This is a genomic window from Brevibacillus sp. B_LB10_24, assembly GCF_046036945.1.
GTDB lineage: Bacteria > Bacillota > Bacilli > Brevibacillales > Brevibacillaceae > Brevibacillus_C.
Map to the genome: position 1 here is coordinate 364,042 of NZ_JBJQOQ010000001.1, position 23,450 is coordinate 387,491.

General features: G+C 53.9%; 24 protein-coding genes. All 24 read left to right on the forward strand.

The genetic code is table 11. From position 1 onward, the window contains the following. Positions 1-14 precede the first annotated feature (14 nt). The 24 genes from flhA to ACI7RC_RS01990 all read left to right on the forward strand — a co-directional run bounded on the left by flhA (position 15) and on the right by ACI7RC_RS01990 (position 23,359). Positions 15-2,057, forward strand: a complete 2,043-nt coding sequence (flhA, locus tag ACI7RC_RS01875; protein WP_408106512.1) for a flagellar biosynthesis protein FlhA — start codon at positions 15-17, stop codon at positions 2,055-2,057. Then, positions 2,054-3,292, forward strand: coding sequence for a flagellar biosynthesis GTPase FlhF (flhF, locus tag ACI7RC_RS01880; RefSeq protein WP_408106513.1), 1,239 nt, complete (start codon positions 2,054-2,056; stop codon positions 3,290-3,292). Before flhA ends, flhF begins: the two co-directional genes overlap by 4 nt. Next, complete coding sequence (locus ACI7RC_RS01885; RefSeq protein WP_408106514.1) at positions 3,285-4,148, forward strand: MinD/ParA family protein; 864 nt, start codon at positions 3,285-3,287, stop codon at positions 4,146-4,148. Before flhF ends, ACI7RC_RS01885 begins: the two co-directional genes overlap by 8 nt. A 31-nt stretch (positions 4,149-4,179) precedes the next feature. Beyond that, on the forward strand, positions 4,180-5,226 hold the full coding sequence (locus ACI7RC_RS01890; RefSeq protein ID WP_408106515.1) for a protein-glutamate methylesterase/protein-glutamine glutaminase: 1,047 nt from the start codon (positions 4,180-4,182) through the stop codon (positions 5,224-5,226). Between the two features lie 18 nt (positions 5,227-5,244). Then, entirely contained in the window at positions 5,245-7,284 is a 2,040-nt protein-coding gene (locus ACI7RC_RS01895; RefSeq protein ID WP_408106516.1) for a chemotaxis protein CheW, read from the forward strand. Positions 7,285-7,299: 15 nt separating this feature from the next. Next, on the forward strand, positions 7,300-7,776 hold the full coding sequence (locus ACI7RC_RS01900; RefSeq protein ID WP_408106517.1) for a chemotaxis protein CheW: 477 nt from the start codon (positions 7,300-7,302) through the stop codon (positions 7,774-7,776). 2 nt (positions 7,777-7,778) lie between these two features. Continuing rightward, entirely contained in the window at positions 7,779-8,411 is a 633-nt protein-coding gene (locus tag ACI7RC_RS01905; RefSeq protein WP_408106518.1) for a chemotaxis protein CheC, read from the forward strand. Beyond that, a complete protein-coding gene (locus ACI7RC_RS01910; protein WP_408106519.1) occupies positions 8,398-8,883 on the forward strand; it encodes a chemotaxis protein CheD in 486 nt (161 codons plus the stop codon). Before ACI7RC_RS01905 ends, ACI7RC_RS01910 begins: the two co-directional genes overlap by 14 nt. Before the next feature lie 3 nt (positions 8,884-8,886). Next, positions 8,887-9,309 (forward strand): hypothetical protein, encoded by a 423-nt coding sequence (locus ACI7RC_RS01915; RefSeq protein WP_408106520.1) that lies wholly within the window; start codon positions 8,887-8,889, stop codon positions 9,307-9,309. Positions 9,310-9,323: 14 nt separating this feature from the next. After that, a complete protein-coding gene (locus tag ACI7RC_RS01920) occupies positions 9,324-10,112 on the forward strand; it encodes a FliA/WhiG family RNA polymerase sigma factor (RefSeq protein ID WP_408106521.1) in 789 nt (262 codons plus the stop codon). Between the two features lie 27 nt (positions 10,113-10,139). Beyond that, a complete protein-coding gene (locus ACI7RC_RS01925) occupies positions 10,140-11,540 on the forward strand; it encodes a flagellar assembly protein A (RefSeq protein ID WP_408106522.1) in 1,401 nt (466 codons plus the stop codon). A 28-nt stretch (positions 11,541-11,568) separates the two neighbouring features. After that, entirely contained in the window at positions 11,569-11,895 is a 327-nt protein-coding gene (locus ACI7RC_RS01930) for a hypothetical protein (RefSeq protein ID WP_408106523.1), read from the forward strand. A 24-nt stretch (positions 11,896-11,919) separates the two neighbouring features. After that, positions 11,920-12,438: a DUF6115 domain-containing protein gene (locus ACI7RC_RS01935; protein ID WP_408106524.1), complete on the forward strand. Its 519-nt coding sequence runs from the start codon at positions 11,920-11,922 to the stop codon at positions 12,436-12,438. Next, positions 12,431-12,955 (forward strand): hypothetical protein, encoded by a 525-nt coding sequence (locus ACI7RC_RS01940; RefSeq protein WP_408106525.1) that lies wholly within the window; start codon positions 12,431-12,433, stop codon positions 12,953-12,955. Before ACI7RC_RS01935 ends, ACI7RC_RS01940 begins: the two co-directional genes overlap by 8 nt. Before the next feature lie 185 nt (positions 12,956-13,140). Next, positions 13,141-13,845 (forward strand): 30S ribosomal protein S2, encoded by a 705-nt coding sequence (gene rpsB, locus ACI7RC_RS01945; RefSeq protein ID WP_408106526.1) that lies wholly within the window; start codon positions 13,141-13,143, stop codon positions 13,843-13,845. 106 nt (positions 13,846-13,951) lie between these two features. Next, a complete protein-coding gene (gene tsf / locus ACI7RC_RS01950; RefSeq protein WP_408106527.1) occupies positions 13,952-14,839 on the forward strand; it encodes a translation elongation factor Ts in 888 nt (295 codons plus the stop codon). A 100-nt stretch (positions 14,840-14,939) separates the two neighbouring features. Then, on the forward strand, positions 14,940-15,665 hold the full coding sequence (pyrH, locus tag ACI7RC_RS01955) for a UMP kinase (RefSeq protein ID WP_019119150.1): 726 nt from the start codon (positions 14,940-14,942) through the stop codon (positions 15,663-15,665). Further along, the gene (frr, locus tag ACI7RC_RS01960; protein WP_408106528.1) at positions 15,665-16,222 is read left to right on the forward strand and encodes a ribosome recycling factor; all 558 of its coding nucleotides are present in this window, start codon (positions 15,665-15,667) and stop codon (positions 16,220-16,222) included. Before pyrH ends, frr begins: the two co-directional genes overlap by 1 nt. A gap of 86 nt (positions 16,223-16,308) precedes the next feature. Further along, entirely contained in the window at positions 16,309-17,082 is a 774-nt protein-coding gene (gene uppS, locus ACI7RC_RS01965) for an undecaprenyl pyrophosphate synthase (RefSeq protein WP_408106529.1), read from the forward strand. 20 nt (positions 17,083-17,102) lie between these two features. After that, entirely contained in the window at positions 17,103-17,897 is a 795-nt protein-coding gene (locus tag ACI7RC_RS01970) for a phosphatidate cytidylyltransferase (RefSeq protein WP_408106530.1), read from the forward strand. Between the two features lie 53 nt (positions 17,898-17,950). After that, on the forward strand, positions 17,951-19,093 hold the full coding sequence (locus ACI7RC_RS01975) for a 1-deoxy-D-xylulose-5-phosphate reductoisomerase (protein ID WP_408106531.1): 1,143 nt from the start codon (positions 17,951-17,953) through the stop codon (positions 19,091-19,093). Positions 19,094-19,147: 54 nt separating this feature from the next. Continuing rightward, positions 19,148-20,413, forward strand: a complete 1,266-nt coding sequence (gene rseP, locus ACI7RC_RS01980) for an RIP metalloprotease RseP (RefSeq protein ID WP_408106532.1) — start codon at positions 19,148-19,150, stop codon at positions 20,411-20,413. Positions 20,414-20,474: 61 nt separating this feature from the next. Next, a complete protein-coding gene (gene ispG / locus ACI7RC_RS01985; protein ID WP_408106533.1) occupies positions 20,475-21,530 on the forward strand; it encodes a flavodoxin-dependent (E)-4-hydroxy-3-methylbut-2-enyl-diphosphate synthase in 1,056 nt (351 codons plus the stop codon). 107 nt (positions 21,531-21,637) lie between these two features. Continuing rightward, positions 21,638-23,359, forward strand: coding sequence for a proline--tRNA ligase (locus ACI7RC_RS01990; protein ID WP_408106718.1), 1,722 nt, complete (start codon positions 21,638-21,640; stop codon positions 23,357-23,359). The last annotated feature ends 91 nt before the right edge of the window (positions 23,360-23,450 follow it).

Consider the following 23,450-nt stretch of genomic DNA (forward strand, 5'->3'; position numbering starts at 1 on the left):
AAGGAAGAGACGACGTGGGAAGCAAGCTGAAAGAATTTGGAGTCATATTCTTCGTCATCAGCATCGTGGTCGCAATGGTCATCCCTTTGCCTGCGGCGCTGCTGGACGTTCTTCTGGTGATGAATATCTCTCTCGCTCTGGTCATCCTGCTCGTCTCGATGAACACCAAGGAAGCGCTGCAATTCTCCATCTTTCCGACGATGCTGTTGATCACGACACTGTTTCGTCTGGCCCTGAACGTATCGACTACCCGGAATATCCTCAATGAAGGGAAAAGCGGGAAAGTCATCGAAGCGTTCGGCAGTTTTGTCGTAGGCGGCAACGAAGTAGTGGGTTTTGTCGTGTTTCTGATCTTGATTGTGATCCAATTCATCGTCATCACCAAGGGGTCGGAGAGGGTCGCGGAGGTTGCAGCCCGCTTTACGCTGGATGCGATGCCAGGGAAGCAGATGAGCATTGACGCCGACCTGAATGCCGGGATGATCTCGGAAGGGGAAGCGCGCAGCCGCCGCCAAAAAATCGAGCGGGAAGCAGATTTCTACGGAGCCATGGATGGCGCGAGCAAGTTTGTAAAAGGGGACGCCATTGCGGGAATCATCATTTTTATTATCAACGTATTGGGCGGCTTCATCATTGGGATGGCCATCCACGGCATGGACTTTGCCACTTCGCTCAAGACCTTTACCAAGCTATCGATCGGCGACGCGCTGGTCGCACAAATTCCGGCTTTGCTGATCTCGACTGCAACCGGCATCATCGTGACCCGGGCCGCTTCGGAAGGCGGACTCGGCGACGATATCACGGCGCAATTGTTTGCATACCCCAGGCTGCTCTACATCGTTGCAGGGGTGATCGCGCTGCTTGGCATCGTCACGCCGATCGGTCCGTTGTCGACCATCCCGGTCGGACTGCTGCTGGCTTTTCTCGGCTGGCAGCTTGACCGGAGCAGAAAGACGCAGATGGTGGAGACGGCGCTGCAGGAGGAAGAACAGCAAATTGAGGAAGTTCGCAGTCCGGAAAGCGTCGTCAGTCTGCTGCAGGTCGATCCGATTGAGTTTGAATTTGGCTACGGATTGATTCCATTGGCGGATTCGAAGCAGGGCGGGGACCTGCTCGACCGGGTGATCATGATCCGCCGCCAGTGCGCCCTCGAACTGGGAATCGTGGTTCCGGTCATCCGCATCCGCGACAACATTCAGCTTCGCCCGAATGAGTACGTGATCAAAATCAAAGGGAATCAGGTGGCGGCGGGCGAAATTCTGCTCGATCACTACCTCGCGATGAACCCGGGTTTTGAGGATGATGCGGTTGTCGGAATAGAAACAACGGAGCCCGCGTTTGGACTGCCGGCATTATGGGTAACAGAAGAAAATAAGGAGATTGCCGAACTTTCCGGCTACACGGTAGTCGACCCGCCGTCCGTGGTTGCGACACACCTGACCGAAGTGATCAAACGCCATGCTCACGAACTGCTCGGACGCCAGGAGACCCGCACGTTGATCGACAACATCAGGGAAACCAGTCCCGTACTGGTCGACGAATTAATTCCGGGACTCCTGTCGATTGGCGAGGTACAAAAAGTCCTGCAGAAGCTCTTGAAGGAAAAAGTGTCGATTCGAAATCTGCCGGCTATCTTGGAGGTGTTGGCTGACCACGCCATTTACACCAAAGACCCGGAAGTTCTGACGGAGTACGTGAGGCAGGGCATATCCAGACAGATCACCCAACAGTATACGGAGCCAGGCCAACCGCTTCGCGTCATTACGGCTGGACCGTCGCTGGAGAAGGCGATATCGGAGAGAATCGAGCAAACGGAACAGGGAAGCTACCTGGCGATGGATCCCGAAACCTCACAGCGGATTTATCACAGCATGTCAGAGGAGATCAGCAGAATGGTCAATTCCGGGCAGCAGCCGATCGTCTTGGCTTCGCCGGCCATCCGCATGTATCTGCGGCAGCTGATGGAGCGAATGATGCCCGATATCCCTGTGATCTCTTACAACGAGCTTGAACCCCATATTGAAGTACAAAGCGTAGGGATGGTGAACTTGTCATGAGGGTAAAGCGGTATGTTGTCGATTCAATGCCGGACGCTTTGGAACAGATCAAGGTCGACTTTGGGAAGGACGCGATTATCCTGGGCACCAAACCGGTGAAGACCAGGGGGTTCCTCGGATTTTTTGGCAAGGAAAAGATTGAGGTGATCGCAGCCGTCGAACCCAATCAGAACGAGCAGAGACAGCCTAGCGAGGCAGCCAGGAGTGCGCCAGCGCCTGCAGCGACAGCGGTGCCGATGGCTGCGGCCAGGCAAGCATACGGGCGGGGCGGCACCTCGGTGGCGGAACCGCCCAGGGTGCAGAACCCAGTCCAGGCCGGACGCAAGCCGGAACCGGTCCCGGTGAAACCGCAAAGCGAGGAGTTGGTCAGCGAACTTCGCCAGATGCGCTCTTTATTCCAAAAAATGCTATTCCAGGAGGAAGCAAGCAGCACGCTGCCATCGGCTTTTCTCGACGTCAGGAATCGTTTGCTGAATCAGGAGGTAGAGCGCGAGATCGTTGCAGAACTCATGACCCGGCTTTTGGGGCAGTTTGCCGATCCGGTTGCGGCAAGCCGGACTGAGGTATTTGCCCGTGCCGCGGAGCTGCTGAAGCAAATGCTCGACAACAGTATGGCCAGGTCGCGGACGATCCCCCGGGCTGTCAAATACGCTTTCTTCTTTGGACCGACAGGGGTGGGCAAGACGACGACCATCGCCAAGCTGGCTGCGGAGGCCATGCTCAAGGAAAGGCGCAGGGTTGGCTTTATCACCTCTGACACCTATCGGATTGCAGCAGTGGAGCAGTTGAAGACTTATGCGAACATCCTCAACGCGCCGCTGGAGGTTGTCTTCACTCCGGAAGAGATAGACGCGGCAAAGGACAGGCTCGGCGCCTGCGATCTGATCCTGGTAGACACAGCCGGACGCAACTACCGCAACGAAGAGTTTATCCGCGAGATCAAAGCGCTCTTGCGCCAGGGAGAACAGTGCGAACATTATCTGACGCTCAGTCTCGCCGCAAAATATGAGGATACGAAAGCGATCATCGAGAATTTTTCCGACGTTCCCGTCAGCAAAGTGATTTTTACGAAATCGGATGAAACCAACACGTACGGTTCGATCGTCAACGTCGCCTGTCGATTCCACCTTTCTCTTTCGTACATCACAACAGGTCAAAATGTGCCGGATGATATCGTCGAAGCTACATCGGAGGTCGTAGCCAACTACATTTTGGGAGACGATGCTGATGCATGATCAGGCCAAGCAGCTTCGCGAACGCCTTTTTCTGCGAGAGGGAATGCGCAAGACGCGGATCGTGACGATCACAAGCGGCAAGGGCGGGGTTGGCAAGTCAAACTTCACATTGAATTTCGCTTTGGGACTGAAAGCCCAAGGGCAAAAGGTGATGATCCTTGACGTCGATATCGGATTCGCCAATTTGGATGTCCTGATGGGGATATCCCCCAAGCACCATTTGCTTGATCTGCTGCAGCCGGATAAAACGGTCTGGGATGTCGTCGAACGCGGTCCGGACGGGTTGGAGTTCATCGCCGGCGGCTCCGGATTTACCCAATTAACGCAATTTGACGATGCGGATCTGTCCCGGTTTCTGGGCAAGATCAGCTCTCTGCAGGGGCATGTCGATACCGTCCTGCTCGATACCGGAGGTGGAATCACCAATGAGTCCTTGCAGTTTATGCTCTCTGCCGACGAAGTCCTGCTGGTTACGACACCTGAGCCGACCGCCATCATGGACGCTTATGCAGTGATCAAAATGATTCATTCCCACAACGCACAAATGCGGATTCGAATGGTGATCAATCGGGTCGCATCCGAACGGGAAGGCAAACAGACAGCCGACAAGCTGACCTTGGTCGCGCGTCAATTTCTCGGGATGGACGTAGAGACCTTGGGATACATAGCTGACGATATCCGGGTATCAAAAGCGGTAAAGCAGCAAACTCCGTTTTTCCTTCTCTACCCCCAGACACAAGCGTCTAAAAGCATCAGTTCGCTTGTTGACGCCTTTTTGCAGAAAGGGGCCGAAGGGGTGCAAGGAGAAGGAATAGGCGGGTTTTTAACCCGGATAACAAAATGGATTCGTAAGTGATGTGAACCGATAAGGAAGGGATTTGTCCGTCATGAAAAACATCCGTGTCCTCGTCGTTGACGACTCAGCCTTCATGCGTAAGGTTATAACCGACATCCTGGGCAATGATCCCGGCATCGAAGTGGTAGGCCAGGCCAGAAACGGCCGGGAGTGTCTGCAAAAAGTGAAAGAGCACTCGCCTGATGTCGTTACATTAGATATCGAAATGCCCGTGATGAATGGCCTGGAGACATTGGAAAAGCTGATGAGCCTCTCCCCGCTGCCGGTGATCATGCTGAGCAGCTTGACGACGGAAGGGGCGACAGCGACCGTTCAAGCACTGGAACTTGGGGCATTTGATTTTGTCGCCAAGCCGTCAGGCCCGATCTCACTTGATATACATAAAGTTGCAGATGAACTGATCGAACGGGTCAAGCTGGCGTCTGTCGCCAAGCGTAAACCGTGGCAGGTTCCGCTGCCCAAAGCGCCCAAGCTGTATACCCCTTTGCCCAACGTGAAGCCGGGCCGCAAAATCGTCGCCCTTGGCACGAGTACAGGCGGTCCCAAGGCACTGCAAAGTGTGCTCACGTCATTGCCCGCTTCTTTTCCAGCACCGATTCTGATCGTCCAGCATATGCCGCCAGGCTTCACCAAATCACTTGCGCAGCGTCTGGACGCACTGTCGGCGATTCGCGTCGTGGAGGCCGCAGAAGGAGACGAGATCCTTCCCGGGACCGCGTATATCGCTCCCGGAGGGTACCACCTGCAGGTGAGAGAAAATGACGATGGCAGATTGTACGCCAGCTTGAATCAAAGCGAACCGCGTGGCGGGCTTCGCCCTGCTGTCGACGTGTTGTTTGAATCGGTTGGAAAGCTGCAAAACATAAAAAAGTGGGCGGTCATCATGACCGGAATGGGCAGCGACGGTACGAAGGGTTTAAAAATAATGAAAGAACAAGGAACGGTGACGAGCGTAATCGAAGCGGAATCCAGCTGTGTCGTGTTTGGAATGCCGCGATCAGCGATTCAGGCCGGCCTGGCGGACCAGATCGTCCCGCTGGAACAAATCGCTGAAACGCTTGTACGAATTGTGATCTGACCGCGGGAGGTGGAAGGTATGGATTTAAATCAATACCTGGATATGTTTATCGAGGAGTCAAAAGAACACCTGCAGGCGATTAACGCAAACCTGCTGCAGCTGGAAAACCAACCGGATGACGTAGCGATTGTCAATGAAATTTTCCGCTCTGCCCACACGTTGAAAGGGATGGCGGCTACGATGGGTTTTGAGGACATGGCAAGTCTGACGCACGAAGCGGAGAACGTTCTCGATCTGGTTCGCAACCACAAGCTGACGATCAACAGCAGCATCATGGACGTCATCTTTCAAAGTGTCGATTTGATAGAGACGATGGTGTACAACATCATTGACGGCGGTGACGGTTCGGCAGATGTATCTGAACCGGTGGCAAAGCTGCGGGCGATCGTCGCAGGCGACCTGCAGGCAATCGCAGGCGGCCCGTCTGAGGAGCCAAAACAATCCGGCGGCAAAGATTCTGCGGATTCGGCAGACGGCCTGCGCCATTACCAGCTGGACGACTACGCCGTCTCCGTGATGAAAGAGTCGCAAGCCAACGGTTACAACCTGTTTGGCATCCGCATCAGTCTGCGTGAGGATTGCGTGCTAAAAGCGGCCCGCGCCTATATGGTATTTGACCAATTGGAGAATAACGGGGAAGTGATCAAAGCGGTCCCATCCGTCGAGGAGATTGAAAATGAGCGCTTTGACACGTTTTTTGAGGTCGTGTACGTGTCGACGAAGACGGAAGCTGAGGTTCGCTCCCTGATCGAGGGCGTTTCCGAAATCAGCGATGTAGCGATTGAAGTAATCAAGCTGCCGAAGCAAACCGTTGAAGTTGTTAGCGCCGCCCAGGAGGTCGCGGCCTCCGCACCGGCATCACCCGACAAAAAACCTGCTGAAACCGGTACTGCTCCGGCGGTAAAACGGCAGGGCGGCAAGACGATCCGGGTGGATATCGAGCGGCTCGATATCTTGATGAATCTGTTTAGTGAGCTGGTCATCGACCGCGGAAGACTGGAACAGCTGGCCCGCGATTTAGGCAAGAGCGAGCTGCAGGAAACGGTAGAGCATATGAGCCGCATCAGCGGAGATCTGCAGAACATCATCTTGACGATGCGGATGGTGCCGGTAGAACAAGTGTTTAATCGCTTCCCTCGCATGGTACGCGACTTGGCGAAGGAATTGAACAAAAAGGTGAATTTGGAAATCGAGGGCGCGGAAACGGAGTTGGACCGTACCTTTATCGATGAAATCGCCGACCCGCTTGTCCATCTGCTACGCAACTCGATCGACCACGGCATCGAATCGCCGCAGGTTCGCCTCGCTTCCGGCAAGCCGGAGGAAGGAACCGTTGCTTTGAAGGCTTATCACAGCGGCAATTACGTGTTGATTGAGGTCAGCGACGACGGGGGCGGCATTCCCAGGGACAAGATTCTGAACAAGGCAATCGAACGGGGCATCATCACGCCGGCACAAGCGGAGGGCCTGAGTGACAAACAGGTGTTCGACTTCCTGTTCCACTCCGGGTTCAGCACGGCGGCAGTCGTCTCCGACATCTCCGGACGCGGCGTCGGCCTAGATGTCGTCAAGACGAAGATCGAATCGCTCGGCGGATCGGTCAGCGTAGACTCGAAGCTGGGGATGGGAACCACGTTCCTCATTCAATTGCCGCTGACCCTTTCGATCATCTCGGCCATGCTGGTACAAATCGGCGACGAAAAGTACGCGGTTCCGCTCAGTTCGATCATTGAGACTGCCGTATACCGCAAAGAGGAGATCATGATGGTTCACGGTCAAAAGGTGATTGATTTCCGCGGCAGGGTCGTACCGCTCGTCATGTTGAAGGAGATCTTCTCGATTCCGAACCCTGCCGAGACGGACGAAGTGTCCGTCGTCATCGTCCGGAAAGGAGATAAAATGGCCGGGATTGTCGTAGACTCCTTCATCGGACAGCAGGAAATCGTCTTGAAAACATTGGGCAAATACCTGACGAATGTATTTGCAATCTCAGGGGCGACCATTCTCGGTGACGGACAGGTCGCGCTGATCCTCGATTGCAATATGTTGATTAGATAAAGGGAGGGATTTTTCATGATCGAGCATAAAGAGCTTGAGGCAGAAGTGAAGGTCATCGTGTTCCGGCTGCGGGACGAAGAGTACGGAGTAGAGGTCAGCCAGGTGAACTCGATTGAGAAGCTGGAGCACATCACCCGTGTTCCGCGGACGCCAAAATTCGTCAAGGGCGTGATCAACCTGCGCGGCGTAGTCACGCCGATCATCGACTTGCGCAGCCGCTTCGGTCTTGAAGAGGGAGATTATACGGAGTCGACGAGGATTATCATCGTTGCATTCGGCGAACTGGAAGTAGGCTTAATCGTCGACGCCGCGAACGACGTCATTGACATACCGCAGAGCGCGATTGAACCGCCGCCTGAGGTCGTAGGCGGAGTGAAAGCCACTTATTTGCGCGGGGTAGCCAAACTGGACAAGCGCCTGTTGATCCTGCTTAACCTGGACAAGGTGCTCAACACCGATGAAATGAAACAGCTTGATGTTCTCGAGGTTTAAGTATGGCAAATCTTACGAAGCTTGACGCTTTTCAGCTAGACGTACTCCGCGAGGTAGGCAACATCGGTGCCGGTCACGCGGCTACGGCCTTATCGCAATTGATTCAGAAAAACATTGACATGAGAGTGCCGCAGGTTAACATCATTCCTTTTGACGAAATCGCCGAGTTCGTCGGAGGGCCCGAAGAAGTTGTCGTCTCGGTGTTTTTACGGGTGGAAGGGGACTGTCCGGGAAATATGTTTTTCATCATCGATCTGCCGTCCGCCCGCAATATGCTGACTGAGCTGCTCGGCCTGGAGCAAAAGGACGAAGAGGAGCCGATGTCGGAAATTGAGGTTTCCGCGCTTCGGGAGATCGGGAACATTCTGGCTGGTTCCTACCTGTCCTCCCTTGCCGATTTTACCCAACTGGCCATGCAGCCCTCTGTGCCGTCGCTGGCGATCGACATGGCCGGTGCGCTGCTTAGCCACGGGCTGACCCAGCTGGGACAGGTGGGGGATTACGCACTGACGATCGATACCTTGTTTTTTGAAGGCAGCGAGGCGGTTCAGGGCCATTTCTCGCTGATTCCCGATCCAGGATCTTTTGAAAAACTATTTACTTCATTAGGAGTTCCGTTCGATGGAAATTATTAAAATTGGCATGGCTGACCTGGGGGTGGCAAGACCGCCGAGCCGGCTGAGGACGACGGGCCTTGGTTCTTGCGTCGGTGTCGTACTTTACGACGAGAGGAACAAGGTCGCCGGCATGGCCCACGTGATGCTGCCCCACTCAACACTCGGCAAAACGGCTGCAACCAGCGTCGGAAAATATGCCGATACCGCGATTCCGGCGCTGATTGAGCAGATGGAAACAGCCGGAGCCCACCTTCGCCATACCGTAGCAAAGCTGGCTGGAGGGGCCCAGATGTTTTCCTTCCTCTCCGGCAGCGATACGATGCGGATTGGTCCGCGGAATGTCGACGCCTGCAAAGAGATGCTAGCGTTGAAAAACATACCGATTGTGGCAGAGGATACAGGCGGCAGCTTCGGCCGGACCATCGAATTGGATTCGCAAACCGGAATGCTGATGATCCGCACAGTAAATCAAGGAACGAAGGAAGTTTGAGCAATGATCAGATCTCTTTCTATCAATCTGTCACTTGGCCTCACTGCCTTTATCTTGACGTTCATATTTGCGCTCCCCGGCAATCTGCTCTCGGTTTCACTGGTGCGGGGCTGTTACGCGTTCGTCATCTTCTTTCTGGCTGCCTTTGTGGTGCGCTGGGCATTTCAGTTGATACTCGGGAAACCGCCGGAAGAGGAGAGCACCGGCAATCGCGTCGATCTGGTCACGCCTGACGAGGCAACACCAGACGAGGGCGGAGAGGGTCAACCGATGCCGGCGAATACGGAAACAGGTGAACCGGCACCGCAGCCCAAAGAAGGGGATGCTCAGTTTTCACCGCTGCTGATTCCGCGGCTGGAAAAGCAGGATGACGCTTACCGGACGTCCGATCTAGTCCATACCATTCGACGATTTTCTGATGAGTAAAGGTGGTGTTTTGCATGGCTCGCGCAAGTGTTCGTGACAAAGCCAAAGAGTTTGACAAGTGGGTTCTGTGGAAAGAGGAAGGCAGCAGGTCGGCTGAAGAAGAACTTGTCGAGCAGTTTTTGCCGCTGGTGGGCAAGGTAGCAAACCGATTGTCCATCGGGTTGCCGGCAAGCGTGGAAAAAGACGATCTCATCAGCTACGGCCGCTTCGGATTGCTGGATGCCCTGGCCAAATTTGACCATACCCGCGGCCTCCAGTTTGAAACCTATGCGATGTGGCGGATCCGCGGCGCGATGATTGACGGCTTGCGGGAGGCAGACTGGATCCCCCGAACGATTCGCGACAAGGCGAAGAAAATCGAGGAAGCCCACACGGTACTGGAACAAAGCTGCCTGAGGACACCGACCGATCAGGAAGTAAGCGAGTATCTTGGAATCACCGAAAAGGAGCTCAGGCAGGTCTACTACGACACTTCGATTTCGACGATGATCTCCATTGACGAAGCTGTAGGGGATGAAGACGAGCAAAAAACCGCCCGCCATACATACATTGTCGACGATACGACGCCGGGACCCGAGCGGGTGGCTGAACTGGGAAGTCTAAAGGAGGTGTTGTCCCGCTCGATAGACAAGCTGCCGGAAAAAGAGCGTCTAGTCGTATCCCTGTTTTATTTTGAGGAGTTGACACTTACTGAAATTGCTGAGGTAATGAATCTATCCCCATCACGAATCTCCCAATTGCATTCAAAAGCAGTCTCTCGTCTGCGTTCATCGCTGACACGGTGGAAAAGCCAATTGATGTAAGACATTACTTAACCTGGGAGGTAATGTATGGCACAGCAACCCTTTCAAATGGAAGTGCGCGTATCAGCCGACAAGCTTGCTGCTGACCTCATTTTGCGAGGAGATGGGAGCCATCTTTCACTCACTGCGAACCAGCTGATGACTGAGCTGCAGAAACATGAGGTCACGTACGGAATCTTGCAGGATGTGGTCGACCGAGTTTGCAACTCTCCACAGTCGTACATGGATATCCCTGTCACCGTAGCAGTCGGCAAACCGCCTGAGAATGGAGTAGACGCACAAGTAGAGTACACCTTTGAACAAAAGAAGGACGCCTCGAAACCGAAGGAGCTGGATGGCGGGCGTGTCGATTTTTACAACGTCACCCAGATCTCCAACATTGTCCGCGGGCAATTGCTGGCGCGGAAGCATCCGCCTACACCGGGGATCGACGGTATGGGTGTGGACGGAGCGCCGATTGCCGCAAAGGCGGGACGGGATCTCCCGCTGAAAGCAGGAAAAAACGTGTTGCTTGACCAAACCAAGACCTTGCTGTATGCGGCAATCGACGGACAGGCCTCCTTTTCAGAAGGCGGCAAATTAAATATTTTTCCCGTGTACGAAGTAAACGGCGACGTCGATTTTAGCGTGGGCAACATCGATTTTGTCGGCACTGTCGTCGTACGCGGCAATGTCCCCAGCGGATTTCGCATCAAAGCCTCAGGGGATATTCGCATTTATGGCAGCGTTGAAGGGGCAGAACTGGAGGCGGGCGGCTCCGTACACATTAAAAACGGAATTGCCGCGCAGGACAAAGGGCATGTCAACGCCGGATATGACGTCGTCGCTTCCTATATACAAAATGGCAACGTGACTGCCGGAAATGATATTACCGTAGCGCAGAGCATCATGTTTTCCCAGGTGCGGGCAGGCAGAAATGTCATCTGTACGTCGACAAAGGGAAGCATCATCGGCGGGTTGATACAGGCGGGAAAAATGGTTGTGGCACGCGTTATCGGCAATTCAAGCTCAACTCCGACCAACGTGGAAGTAGGAGCCAGACCAGAAATCCGCAAGGAAATGCAATCGATTTCAAACGAACTTCAAAGCTTGTACGAAACGCTGAAAAAGACGGATCAGGGCCTTGGTGTGATCGACAAAGTAATGAACACGGCAGGCCAGCTCCCTCCCGACAAGAAACTGCTGCAGATCAAGTTAACCAACACGCGGATGGCGCTGGATAAACAGATCAAAGAGCTGGAAAACCGCTACCGGGAGCTGGAAGAGGAGCTTCGTGACGAGATTCCTGCCGTTGTCGAAGCACAAGTCGTGATGTATCCTGGAGTTAAGCTTGTGTTCGGCAAGCTGGTGCGTTTTATCAAACAAGAGTTTTCCCGCTGCCGATTTCACGTGAAAGATGGAGAAATCACGTTTTCCCCACTATACTGAGGTATCTATCTAAAGGAGATGACCGTTTGTGAGTCTCAAGGCTGTAGAGCTGCAAATTGCCATACCCAGGACACAGGAGGTCGGCCGGATTCAGGACCAGCACCTGCAGCGTTCCATGCATGAGCAGCAGGCGATGATTGCCGACCGCAAGTCGCAGGATGAAGCGATGCGCCAGCGGCCGGCAGAGGTGAATGAACCCAGTCCTTTGGAGGTTCGGGACAAACAGGAGAAACCGAAGAAGCGCCGGCGCAGTGAGGCAGGCAGCCGCAGCCAGGCGGCAAACAAGACAGCAGGCGGGGAAACAGGTCAGCCGGTCGATCCCGTTCGCGGACGCCATATTGACATCACGCTGTAGCGCATGAAAGGTGAAGAGTTATAGATGGAGCAGCCATTTTATCTGCTGCTTGCGGCAGGAGTTCTTATCGTTATCGTATCTCTCTTATTCCCCCGCCGGACGCGCCGGGATTCCCGACAAAAACAGTTCGAACCGCAGAATCAGGCGGAGCACAAAGAACTGGAAATGACTCTGCAGCACTTTGTTGAGCAAGTGAAAGCAGACAATCAGCGAGTAATAGATAACATGCGGGAAACCAAATCGGAGCTGTTCTCGGAGGTGCGGGAACTGCGTGAACGGCTTCGAGCCCTCGAAGAGGAGATGGCCGGGCACACTCGCAGCGGCAGTTCCGCGTCTGCGCCTGCTCCAGAGGAGGAGCAGACAGGTGAATCCGCAGCGGCAGATGCGCTGCTGCTGCGGGAGCGTTACCGCCAGGCCTTCGATTTGAAAGCGAAGGGTATGCCGATTGAGGAAATAGCCAAACAACTAAGAGCAGGACAGGGTGAAATTGAGCTGATCTTCTCGCTTGCCGCACCGACGGGAAAAGGAGGGGCCCATGGGTAGATGGCTGTTTGGCTTCGGGACCGGCTTGATTGCGGCGGCAGCCTTTTTGTACATACTTGGGCTGGCCCAAGAACCGGCAGTGGCGACGGAAGAAAAGCTGCGCACGGCGGCGATGCAGCAGCAGCTCATCGTGCTGTCACAGCAAGAGTATGACGAGCTGGTCGAGAGAGGCAAAAAACCGCAGCCGACGCCGGAAAAACCACCAGTACCGCCCGCGGAACAAGCGCTGCCGGCGGAGTCGCTGCCACAGGGAGGCGCTTCGCCGGCGGAAACTGCTGCCAAGCCAGCGGAACCGAAGCCCGAGCTGGTCACAGTGAAGGTTACCCCCAAAATGTCCGGTACCGCAGTCGCCCGCATGCTCGTCAATGCAGGGCTGCTTGATGCGGACAACCGCTTTGTCGACACGCTGCGGACCAAGCAGAAACTGAACCGCATTCGAACCGGGACCTACCAGTTCGCCAAAGGCACCAGTGTCGAGGAAATCATCCGCGTCATGACGACTCCCCCGCCAAATTGAGGGGGATTTTTTTTACCGGATGCTTTCTTGCATTTGCAAAATCCATGTGTTATAGTTTTCTAGGTGTTAAATTCACACGTCTGCCAATTCCAGCGACGGTGCTACTTTTTCGGTAGTCTCGCTTTGGAAGATGCGGGAGGCGGAGGGGAGACACAACAAAACCAAATCAGAGGAGGTGTGACAATATGGCGGTAATTTCCATGAAACAACTGCTCGAGGCTGGTGTTCACTTCGGTCACCAAACTCGCCGTTGGAACCCGAAAATGGATCGCTATATTTTCACCGAACGTAACGGTATCTACATCATCGACCTGCAAAAAACGGTCAAAAAAGTGGAAGAAGCGTACAACTTCGTGCGCGAATTGGCTGCAAACGGCGGAAAAATGCTGTTTGTCGGCACCAAGAAGCAAGCTCAGGAGTCTGTGAAGGAAGAAGCTGAGCGCACAGGCCACTACTACATCAACCAACGTTGGTTGGGGGGAACCTTGACTAACTTTGCTACGATTCAAAAGCGTACAGCTCGCTTGGCTGAGCTGAAGCGGATGGAAGAGGACGGAACGTTTGAAGTCCTGCCGAAAAAAGAAGTCATCATTCTTCGCAAAGAAAAAGAGCGCCTGGAAAAATTCCTGGGCGGTATTGCCGAAATGCATGAACTGCCGGACGCGCTTTTCATCATCGACCCGCGCAAAGAGCGCATCGCGGTTGCCGAAGCTCGCAAGCTTGGTATTCCGATCGTAGCGATTGTCGATACAAACTGTGACCCGGATGAGATCGATTATGTCATTCCAGGGAACGACGACGCGATCCGTGCCGTTAAGCTGTTGGCCGGCAAAATGGCTGATGCCCTCATGGAAGGAAGCCAAGGCGGAGAACAAACCACGACGGCATAAGTAACGAGGGTGGACTGAGGGTTTCAGAACCCCGTCCACCTTTTTTTGCACCGTATCGCATATCTTGTGAAATAGTATGCAATATCAGATGAGGAGGATTTTATCCATGGCAATTAGTGCTCAATCCGTAAAAGAACTGCGCGAAAGAACGGGCGCAGGGATGATGGACTGCAAAAAAGCGTTGGAAGAAACGAACGGAGATATGGAAAAGGCGATTGACTTGCTCCGCGAACGCGGCATTGCCAAAGCTGCGAAAAAAGCGGGACGAATTGCCGCTGAGGGCCTGACAGCAACCGCTGTTACGGGAAATGTAGGCGCGATTGTCGAGGTCAACTGCGAAACTGACTTCGTTGCGAAAAACCCTGAATTCCAAACACTGGTGAAAGACATTGCTGAGCATGTAGTCTCCCAGCGTCCTGCAACAGTAGAAGCTGCCCTCGAACAACCATTCAAGGGACAAGGCGAAAACCTGGCCCATGTGATCAACGAAAAAATCGCCACCATCGGAGAAAACCTTTCGCTGCGCCGCTTTGCCGTATTGGAAAAGTCGGATAACGGCGTGTTTGGCGAATATCTGCACATGGGCGGGAAAATTGGCGTTCTGGTAGCGCTTGAAGGCACTGACAACAAGGAGCTGGCTAAAGATATCGCCATGCACGCAGCAGCAGCCAACCCGCGCTTTGCCAACCGTGAAGAAGTATCCCAGGACGAGATCGAGCGCGAGCGCGAAGTGTTGAAGAATCAGGCTTTGTCCGAAGGAAAACCGGCCAATATCGTGGAGAAAATGGTAGAAGGCCGCCTGTCCAAGTACTTCGAAGAATACGTATTGGTTGAGCAGCCATTCGTGAAAGACCCTGACAAAAAGGTATCTGCTCTGTTGAAGGAAGCTGGAGCCAGCCTGAAAGCGTTCACCCGTTTCCAAGTGGGCGAGGGCATCGAGAAGAAACAAGAAGATTTTGCTGCAGAGGTAATGGCGCAAGTCAACAAGCAGTAACGTCATACAGCTATATCCAAGAAGAAGTAGGGAACACCTGTGTGTTCCCTCTTTTTAAAAAAACGTTCGAGAACTGATAGATGATGGGAGGCTTTTCCTGATGCCACTTCCTGTATATAAACGTGTTGTGTTAAAGTTAAGTGGAGAAGCGCTGGCCGGGGAAGTTGGGTACGGAATTGACCCAAATGTAATCTTTTCCATTGCTAACCAAATCAAGGAAATTGTCGAGTCTGGCGTGCAAGTAGCCGTTGTCGTCGGCGGAGGTAACATCTGGCGGGGATTGTCCGGAAGCTCCAAAGGAATGGACAGGGCAACTGCCGATTACATGGGCATGCTGGCAACTGTGATGAATTCACTGGCCCTGCAGGACGGGCTGGAGAGTGTCAACGTCCCGACGAGAGTACAGACGTCGATCGAAATGCGCCAGGTCGCCGAGCCTTACATACGCCGTCGGGCCATTCGCCATCTGGAGAAAAACAGAGTGGTGATTTTCGCAGCGGGTACTGGCAATCCGTATTTTTCAACGGATACGACTGCGGCACTGCGGGCTGCCGAGATCGAAGCAGAAGTGATCCTGATGGCAAAAAACAAAGTGGACGGGGTCTACACCGCCGATCCGACTGTTGATTCGTCCGCGAAAAAATACGATGAGCTTACCTTCCTGGAAGTGCTCAATCAAGGGTTGGGTGTCATGGATTCGACAGCATCCAGCCTGTGCATGGATAACCACATTCCACTGATTGTCTTTTCCATCGAACAACCCGGCAATATCCGCCGCGCTGTGATGGGTGAAAAAATTGGAACGATCATTAAGGGGGATGCCTAATGCCACAATCCATTTTAAAAAATGCAGAAGAACGCATGTCAAAGGCGATCGCTACATTAAAGAAAGATCTGGCTTCGCTGCGAGCAGGCCGTGCCAATCCTGCTCTGCTTGACAAGGTTGTCGTCGACTATTACGGAACGCCAACGCCGATCAGCCAGCTGGCGAATGTCAATGCACCCGAGCCGCGCCTGCTGCAAATTCAACCGTGGGACAAATCGGCGATGAAGGACATCGAAAAGGCGATCATGCAATCGGACCTGGGGTTAACCCCATCCAATGACGGCAATGTCATTCGAATTGCCATCCCGCCGCTTACGGAAGAGCGCCGCAAGGAATTGGTTAAAGTCGCGTCAAAAGACGGCGAGGAGGCAAAAGTGGCGATCCGCAACATCCGCCGCGACGCCAACGATGAGTTAAAGAAGCTGGAAAAAGCGGGAACCATCTCCGAGGATGAATCGCGCCGTCACCAGGAAACCGTTCAAAAAACGACAGACAAGTACATTGCAGATGTAGATAAGCTGGTAAAAGATAAAGAAAAAGATATTTTGGAAGTCTAATCGGCTTTTACCGGATGACGGATTCCCTTCCCCTCTGCCGAGGGGGAGTAATCACGTCTACATCTCTCTTTCTGGGGGAACACTTTATGTTAGAACGACTCGGTCAATTCTTGACGAACAAGCCCAATGCAGCAGAAAGGTTATCCGCTCCGGATCTGAACGGAGAGGTTCCGCAGCATGTTGCCATCATCATGGACGGCAACGGAAGATGGGCGAAGCAGCGCAGCTTGCCGCGCATTGCTGGACATCGCGCCGGTATGAAAACGGTGAAGGAAATCGTCAAAGCGGCGGATGGAATTGGCGTGAAAGTCTTGACCATGTATGCTTTTTCTACAGAAAACTGGAAGCGTCCGCGAGATGAAGTCGACTTTTTAATGAAGCTTCCGCAAGAGTTTCTCTCTACAGAATTGGAAGAATTGATTGAACGAAACGTTTGCATTCGCATGGTAGGCAGTCGGGACAGATTGCCTGACTACACGCTGTCTGCAATGGAAATGGCAGAGTCGAGGACCAAAGAGAACACCGGTCTGAAGCTTAACTTTGCCCTGAATTACGGCGGTCGTACAGACATCGTGAAGGCTGTAACAGAGCTCGCCCAACTGGTTCAGGCGGGGAAGTTGAAGCCGGAACAAGTTGATGAAGCTGTGATCTCCCAGCATCTGTACACATCTGATATCCCAGATCCGGATCTTTTAATACGCACTAGCGGCGAGATTCGGATAAGTAACTTCATGCTATGGCAATTAGCATATACGGAACTGTGGTTTACTGATGTGCTCTGGCCGGATTTTACCATACAGCATTTCCATCAAGCTATCGCTGAATATCAAGGTCGAGCTCGTCGCTATGGCGGGGTTTGAATCGAAGAGGTGGAACAAAATTGAAGCAACGTATCATTACAGGAGTCCTGGGGGGGATCATTTTCCTGGCCATGGTGTTTATGGGGGGGCTATGGTACTCCATCTTTATTCTTTTGTTAGCCCTGATTGGCCTCTATGAGTTCTTGCGAATGGCAGGGTTCCGGCCGTTGGGACTGCCTGGTCTCCTCAGTTACCTGCTATTGCTTGGCACGATTTGGCCTTTTCTTTTCTCAGGTACGTTTGCCGGCGTTGATTTATCCAGCGTGTTGATGCCGATACTGCTGCTCATGCTCTTTTACTCCGTGCTGAGCAAAAATCAACTTCACATCGAACACATCGCCCTGCTGGTTTTAGGGGCGTTATACATAGGATACGGTTTCAGGTACATGGCAGCTACTCGTGATATCGCTCCCGGCGATGTCGGATTGTGGCTGACCATTCTTGTCTTGCTCGGAATTTGGTCGACCGATTCGGGAGCTTACTTCGTCGGCCGGGCGATGGGGAAGCGGAAGCTGTGGCCAGCCATCAGCCCGAACAAGACAGTGGAAGGCTCGATCGGCGGATTGGTGATCGCCTTGATCGTGGTAGTAGGCATCAATGCCATCATCGGGCTGCTTTCCTTCGGGCAAGCTGCGGCGATCGCTTTTGTTACGGCGATTGCCGCCCAGATAGGAGATTTGGTTGAATCTGCGATGAAGCGGCACTTCGGCGTCAAGGACTCCGGACGAATTTTTCCCGGGCATGGAGGCGTTTTGGACAGATTCGACAGCTTTTTGTTCGTATTTCCCATCTTGCATTTGCTCCATCTGTTATAGCAGCCAAAAATGGATCAGAAGAGACACTCGAATAACGGGAAGGAGTGAACCGGGTGAAAAAGATCGCCTTGCTCGGCTCGACGGGTTCAGTCGGTAAGAATACACTTGAAGTAGTGGCACAGCAGCCCGATGAATTCCAAATTGTGGCTTTGGCTGCCGGGAGCAACATTCGCCTCCTGCAGGAACAAATCAAGCTATATCGGCCGGAACTGGTATCGGTGGGGTCCAAAGAGCTGGCCGACGAGCTCCGCCACAGCCTGGGAGCGTCGTACAAGCCGGAGATCGTCCACGGTGAAGAAGGACTGCTGCAGGTAGCTAGCCACCCTTCCGCCAACTTCGTCATGACGGCAGTGGTAGGGAGCAGAGGGGTGTCCCCGACGCTGGCGGCGATTGAAGCGGGCAAGTCCATTGGACTTGCCAACAAGGAGACCCTCGTCAGTGCCGGCCACATCGTCATGGAAACAGCCAAGAAGCACGGTGTAGAGATTATACCGGTCGACAGCGAACATTCGGCCATCTTTCAGTGCCTGCACGGGGGGCGGCGTGAAGACGTGGCGAAGATCATTCTGACCGCCTCGGGTGGTTCCTTCCGCGACCTTACCCGTGAACAGTTGGCTGACGTTACGGTCACCGACGCCCTCAATCACCCAAATTGGAGCATGGGTGCAAAAATTACGATCGATTCGGCAACAATGATGAATAAAGGATTTGAGGTTTTGGAGGCCCATTGGCTGTTTGACCTGTCCTTTGACCAAATCGAGTGTGTGCTCCACCGTGAAAGTATCATACACTCTATGGTAGAATACAAAGATAGAGCAGTGATCGCGCAGCTGGGGACTCCAGACATGAAGGTGCCGATTCAATACGCTCTTAGCTACCCGAGGAGGCTCGGCCTGCAGACAGAACCGCTTGATCTCATCAAAGCGGGAACCCTGCACTTTGCCCGCATGGATTTCGCCCGTTTTCCGATGTTGAAGCTGGCGTATGAATGCGGACGGCTGGGCGGTACGATGCCCACGGTGCTAAATGCGGCCAATGAGGTGGCGGTCGCGCGTTTTCTACAGGGAGAGGTCACGTTTTTGCAAATCGAACAGATCGTCGAATCTGTCTGCGAGAGCCACGATGTCGTGAAGCAGCCGACGCTGGAAGCGATTTTTGCCGCTGACGCATGGGCGAGGCAGGCGGCTGCACGGTAACTGCGGCAGACCTGATCCGGCGATACCATTTGGAGAGAAAGGTGGATAATCCCTTTGCCTATACCTAGCTTAAACTCATTGGGAACCATACTTGCAATTGTCGTGGTGTTTAGCTTACTGGTGCTGATTCATGAGTTGGGACACTTCCTGCTTGCGAAAAGGGCCGGTATACTTTGCCGGGAGTTTGCGCTGGGGATGGGGCCGAAGTTGTTCCGTTTCAAACGGGGGGAGACAGAGTATACGATTCGTCTGCTCCCGATTGGCGGGATGGTGCGGATGGCCGGCGAAGATCCGGAGATGGAGTTGGTCAAGCCGAACATGGAGATCGGCGTACTGCTCGACAAGGCAGGCCGCGTGTACCGCCTGTACCCGGAGCCGCAAAAAGCCGACCAGCCCAATCTCGTTCGCGGGACAGTCATCCGCAGCGATTTAGAACGCCGTTTGACTATGACGTTAGACATCGCGGGAGAGCAGCAGACATTTGCTGTCGACCCGGCGGCCAATTTGATCGTTGACGGTCATGAAGTCCAGATTGCCCCACTGGACCGGCAGTTCAAGGGAAAGACGATACTGCAGCGTTTCTGGACGATTTTTGCCGGTCCGGCAGCGAACTTCCTGCTAGCTTTTGTCTTGTTCGCAGCGGCCGGTTTATTATATGGAGTGCCTTCCGACAAGCCGTTCATCGGCGAGGTCAAGGCAGGCGGCCCGGCTGCGATGGCGGGGCTGCAGGAGGGCGACCGTGTCATTTCCATCCAGGGAAAGCCGGTCTCGACCTGGAGCGAGATCGTCCAGACGGTCAGCAGCTCGCCCGGCAAGACGCTTACCTTTGTGATCAGCAGGAATGGTGAAGAGAAGTCCGTGCCTGTCCACATCGGAGAAGAAGACCGGATGGGCAAGATGATGGTGTACCAGCCGGTTACCTACTCGCCGGTTGATGCGGTGATCGGCGGTGCCAAGGAGACCTACGGCTATACGATGCTTATTTTGAAGGGCCTTGGGCAGTTGTTTACCGGCGCGGTCGGGATGAAAGATTTAAGCGGTCCTGCAGGGATTTTTGTCATGACGGGCAAATTTGCCCAGGAAGGGATCGAAATGCTGATGCGCTGGGCGGCCCTGCTCAGTGTCAACCTTGGTCTGTTCAACCTGCTGCCGCTGCCGGCACTGGATGGCGGCCGCATCGTCTTTTTGGTCATTGAAGCACTGCGCGGCCGGCCGGTGGATCCCAACAAGGAAGGGATGGTTCACTTCCTGGGTTTTGCCTTCCTGATGCTGTTGATCCTGGTTGTGACGTGGAATGATTTGCATCGCTTTTTCTTTTAGCATGAACAATAGATAAGGTACTGAGAAGCAAAAAATTAAAAAGCCCAAAGGGGTGCCTGACATGTTTACACGTGAGGAGACAAAACCGGTTTTTGTAGGGGACGTTCAGATCGGCGGACAGAAGAGCGTTGTCATTCAATCGATGACGACGACAGATACGCGCGACGTCGAAGCGACGTTGGAGCAAATCAACCGATTGAACGACGTGGGTTGTCAAATTGTTCGTCTGGCTGTGATTAATGAGGATGCGGCGCGAGCGATTAAAAAAATCAAAGAGCGTTCTCCGCTGCCGCTCGTCGCTGACATTCACTTCGACTATAAATTGGCCCTGATTGCCCTGGAGAGCGGAATTGACAAAATTCGGATCAACCCAGGCAATATCGGCTCGAAGGAAAAAACCAAAGCTGTTGTGGAAGCGTGCCGCGAACGCAACGTACCGATCCGGATCGGCGTCAACTCCGGTTCGGTTGAAAAGCGTTTGTTGGAAAAATATGGGTACCCAAGCCCGGAGGCAATCGTCGAAAGTGCGATGGATCACGTTCACATCCTCGAAGAACTAAACTACGACAACATTGTGATCTCGTTAAAATCGTCCGATGTGCCGACGATGATTCAAACGTACACACTGATGGCCGAAAAGCGGAACTACCCGCTTCACGTCGGTGTGACGGAAGCGGGAACGCAGTTTGCCGGCAGCATCAAATCGGCTGTTGGAATTGGCACCGTTCTGGCGGCGGGCATTGGCGACACGATCCGGGTGTCGCTGACCGCCGATCCGGTTGAAGAGATCAAAACGGCTAAACAAATCCTGCGCAGCCTCGACATCGTCAACAACGATCCAATCGTCATCGCCTGCCCATCCTGCGGCCGCTGCGCGATCGACCTGATCGGCTTGGCAACCAAAGTGGAAGAGGCTGTCACGACGATTAAAAAGCCTCTGAAAATTGCCGTCATGGGCTGTGCCGTCAATGGCCCGGGCGAAGCTCGGGAAGCGGACGTCGGAGTAGCCGGCGGCAACGGAGAAGGACTTATCTTCCGCAACGGAGAAATTATCCGTAAGGTGAAAGAGGATGAACTGTTCGAAGAATTAATGAAAGAGATTCATTCCATGGTGTAATATGAAGTGCCGCCAGTTAAGGAGCCCCCTAGTCGGGACCGCGTTACTGGCTCGCATAGATGCAAGTTCGACGTAGTTGTCGCCAGTTAAGGAGGAACCTAAGTGTGTTGAAGCAAAGTCAATTACTCATCCCCACGCTTCGCGAAGTGCCTGCTGATGCTGAGATTGCCAGCCACAAATGGCTGCTGCGGAGCGGACTCGCCCGCCAGCTGGCATCCGGCGTGTACACCTATCTGCCGCTCGCCCTGCGTGTCATCCACAAGATTCAGGCGATCGTTCGCGAAGAGATGAACCGCGCGGGTGCCCAGGAGCTGTTGATGCCGACGGTTCAGCCGGCAGAGCTGTGGGAGCAGAGCGGGCGCTGGGAAGCATACGGACCGGAATTGATGCGGCTACGGGACCGCCATGACCGTCCGTTCGCTTTGGGACCGACCCATGAAGAGGTCATTACCAGCCTGATTCGCGACGAGGTAAATTCGTACAAAAAACTTCCGCTCAATCTATATCAGATTCAAACGAAGTTCCGCGATGAAGTTCGTCCTCGTTTCGGGCTGATCCGCTGCCGGGAGTTCATCATGAAAGACGCATACTCCTTCGACACCTCGCAGCAGGGGCTTGACAAGAGCTTCAACGCGATGTTTGATGCCTATACGCGGATTTTCACCAGGGTTGGGCTAAACTTCCGTGCAGTTGAAGCGGACGCCGGGTCGATCGGCGGGACCGGGACCTATGAATTCATGGCCCTCTGTGAGATCGGCGAAGACACTATCGCCTACGCGACAGACGGCACGTATGCTGCCAACCTGGAAAAAGCAGAGGTCGTGTACAAGCCGTCTGGAAAACAGCCGGAGGGGACAGTTCCATCTGTTGAAAAGATCCACACTCCAGGAGTTCGGACGATCGAGCAGTTGACCGCAAGCCTCGGAGCAGCCGCCTCTGCGATCGTCAAGAGCTTGCTCTACCGGGTGGACGATCAATTCGTCCTGGTGCTCGTTCGCGGCGACCACGAAGTAAACGAAGTAAAACTCAAAAATCTTTACGACGCCGTTGATGTGCGTTTGGCGACAGAAGAGGAAGTTCGCCGCTTGGTGGGAGCCCCCGCAGGTTTTGTCGGACCGGTCGGCATTGCGTCGAAAGAAGTAGAGATCATCGCGGACAACTACGTTCAGGACGTACATGACGGCGTAGCCGGCGCCAACGAAGCCGACTACCACTTAAAACACGTCGTGCCGGGCCGTGATTTTCAGGTCGCCCGCTACGCTGACTTGCGCAATATCGTTGAGGGCGATGACTGTCCGCGCGGCGGCGGCAAGATTGCTTTCGCCCGCGGCGTAGAAGTAGGACACGTCTTTAAACTCGGGACCAAGTACTCCAAGGCGCTGGATGCCACTTTCCTCGACGAAAATGGCCGCGAACAGCTGATGATCATGGGCTGTTACGGCATCGGGGTCTCCCGGACACTGGCTGCTGTCATCGAACAGAACAACGACGAGAACGGCATTATCTGGCCGGTATCAGTCGCGCCGTTCCACGTGCACGTGATTCCGATCAACGCCAAGGTGGAAGAACAGCGCAAGCTAAGCGAGCAGATCACCGAATCCTTGACGGCGGCGGGGCTGGAGGTCCTGTATGACGACCGTCCGGAACGCGCAGGTGTGAAGTTCAAGGATGCTGACTTGATCGGCCTGCCGCTGCGTATTACGGTTTCCGATAAGGCGCAGGAGGGCCATGTCGAGGTCCGCGTCCGCCGCACAGGTGAAACCTACGAGGTCCCCGTGCATGAGCTGACCGGCTTTGTTCAGGATTTGCTGACAAAACTGGATGCTTAGTCAAAAGACGAATGTCAAGCAGGAATCGTGAATGATTTTGTCGAAAATCGATGAGGTACTCCCGAAGATGGGGTACCTCTTTTGTTTCGGA

Coding starts and splice junctions, on each gene's coding strand:
- ispG (WP_408106533.1), top strand. CDS start 20,475: ATGTTTACACGTGAGGAGACAAAACCGGTTTTTGTAGGGGACGTTCAG.
- ACI7RC_RS01935 (WP_408106524.1), top strand. CDS start 11,920: ATGGAGCAGCCATTTTATCTGCTGCTTGCGGCAGGAGTTCTTATCGTT.
- rpsB (WP_408106526.1), top strand. CDS start 13,141: ATGGCGGTAATTTCCATGAAACAACTGCTCGAGGCTGGTGTTCACTTC.
- ACI7RC_RS01915 (WP_408106520.1), top strand. CDS start 8,887: ATGATCAGATCTCTTTCTATCAATCTGTCACTTGGCCTCACTGCCTTT.
- ACI7RC_RS01920 (WP_408106521.1), top strand. CDS start 9,324: ATGGCTCGCGCAAGTGTTCGTGACAAAGCCAAAGAGTTTGACAAGTGG.
- ACI7RC_RS01895 (WP_408106516.1), top strand. CDS start 5,245: ATGGATTTAAATCAATACCTGGATATGTTTATCGAGGAGTCAAAAGAA.
- ACI7RC_RS01925 (WP_408106522.1), top strand. CDS start 10,140: ATGGCACAGCAACCCTTTCAAATGGAAGTGCGCGTATCAGCCGACAAG.
- uppS (WP_408106529.1), top strand. CDS start 16,309: ATGTTAGAACGACTCGGTCAATTCTTGACGAACAAGCCCAATGCAGCA.
- pyrH (WP_019119150.1), top strand. CDS start 14,940: ATGCCACTTCCTGTATATAAACGTGTTGTGTTAAAGTTAAGTGGAGAA.
- frr (WP_408106528.1), top strand. CDS start 15,665: ATGCCACAATCCATTTTAAAAAATGCAGAAGAACGCATGTCAAAGGCG.
- ACI7RC_RS01900 (WP_408106517.1), top strand. CDS start 7,300: ATGATCGAGCATAAAGAGCTTGAGGCAGAAGTGAAGGTCATCGTGTTC.
- ACI7RC_RS01910 (WP_408106519.1), top strand. CDS start 8,398: ATGGAAATTATTAAAATTGGCATGGCTGACCTGGGGGTGGCAAGACCG.
- ACI7RC_RS01905 (WP_408106518.1), top strand. CDS start 7,779: ATGGCAAATCTTACGAAGCTTGACGCTTTTCAGCTAGACGTACTCCGC.
- ACI7RC_RS01885 (WP_408106514.1), top strand. CDS start 3,285: ATGCATGATCAGGCCAAGCAGCTTCGCGAACGCCTTTTTCTGCGAGAG.
- ACI7RC_RS01940 (WP_408106525.1), top strand. CDS start 12,431: ATGGGTAGATGGCTGTTTGGCTTCGGGACCGGCTTGATTGCGGCGGCA.
- tsf (WP_408106527.1), top strand. CDS start 13,952: ATGGCAATTAGTGCTCAATCCGTAAAAGAACTGCGCGAAAGAACGGGC.
- flhF (WP_408106513.1), top strand. CDS start 2,054: ATGAGGGTAAAGCGGTATGTTGTCGATTCAATGCCGGACGCTTTGGAA.
- ACI7RC_RS01890 (WP_408106515.1), top strand. CDS start 4,180: ATGAAAAACATCCGTGTCCTCGTCGTTGACGACTCAGCCTTCATGCGT.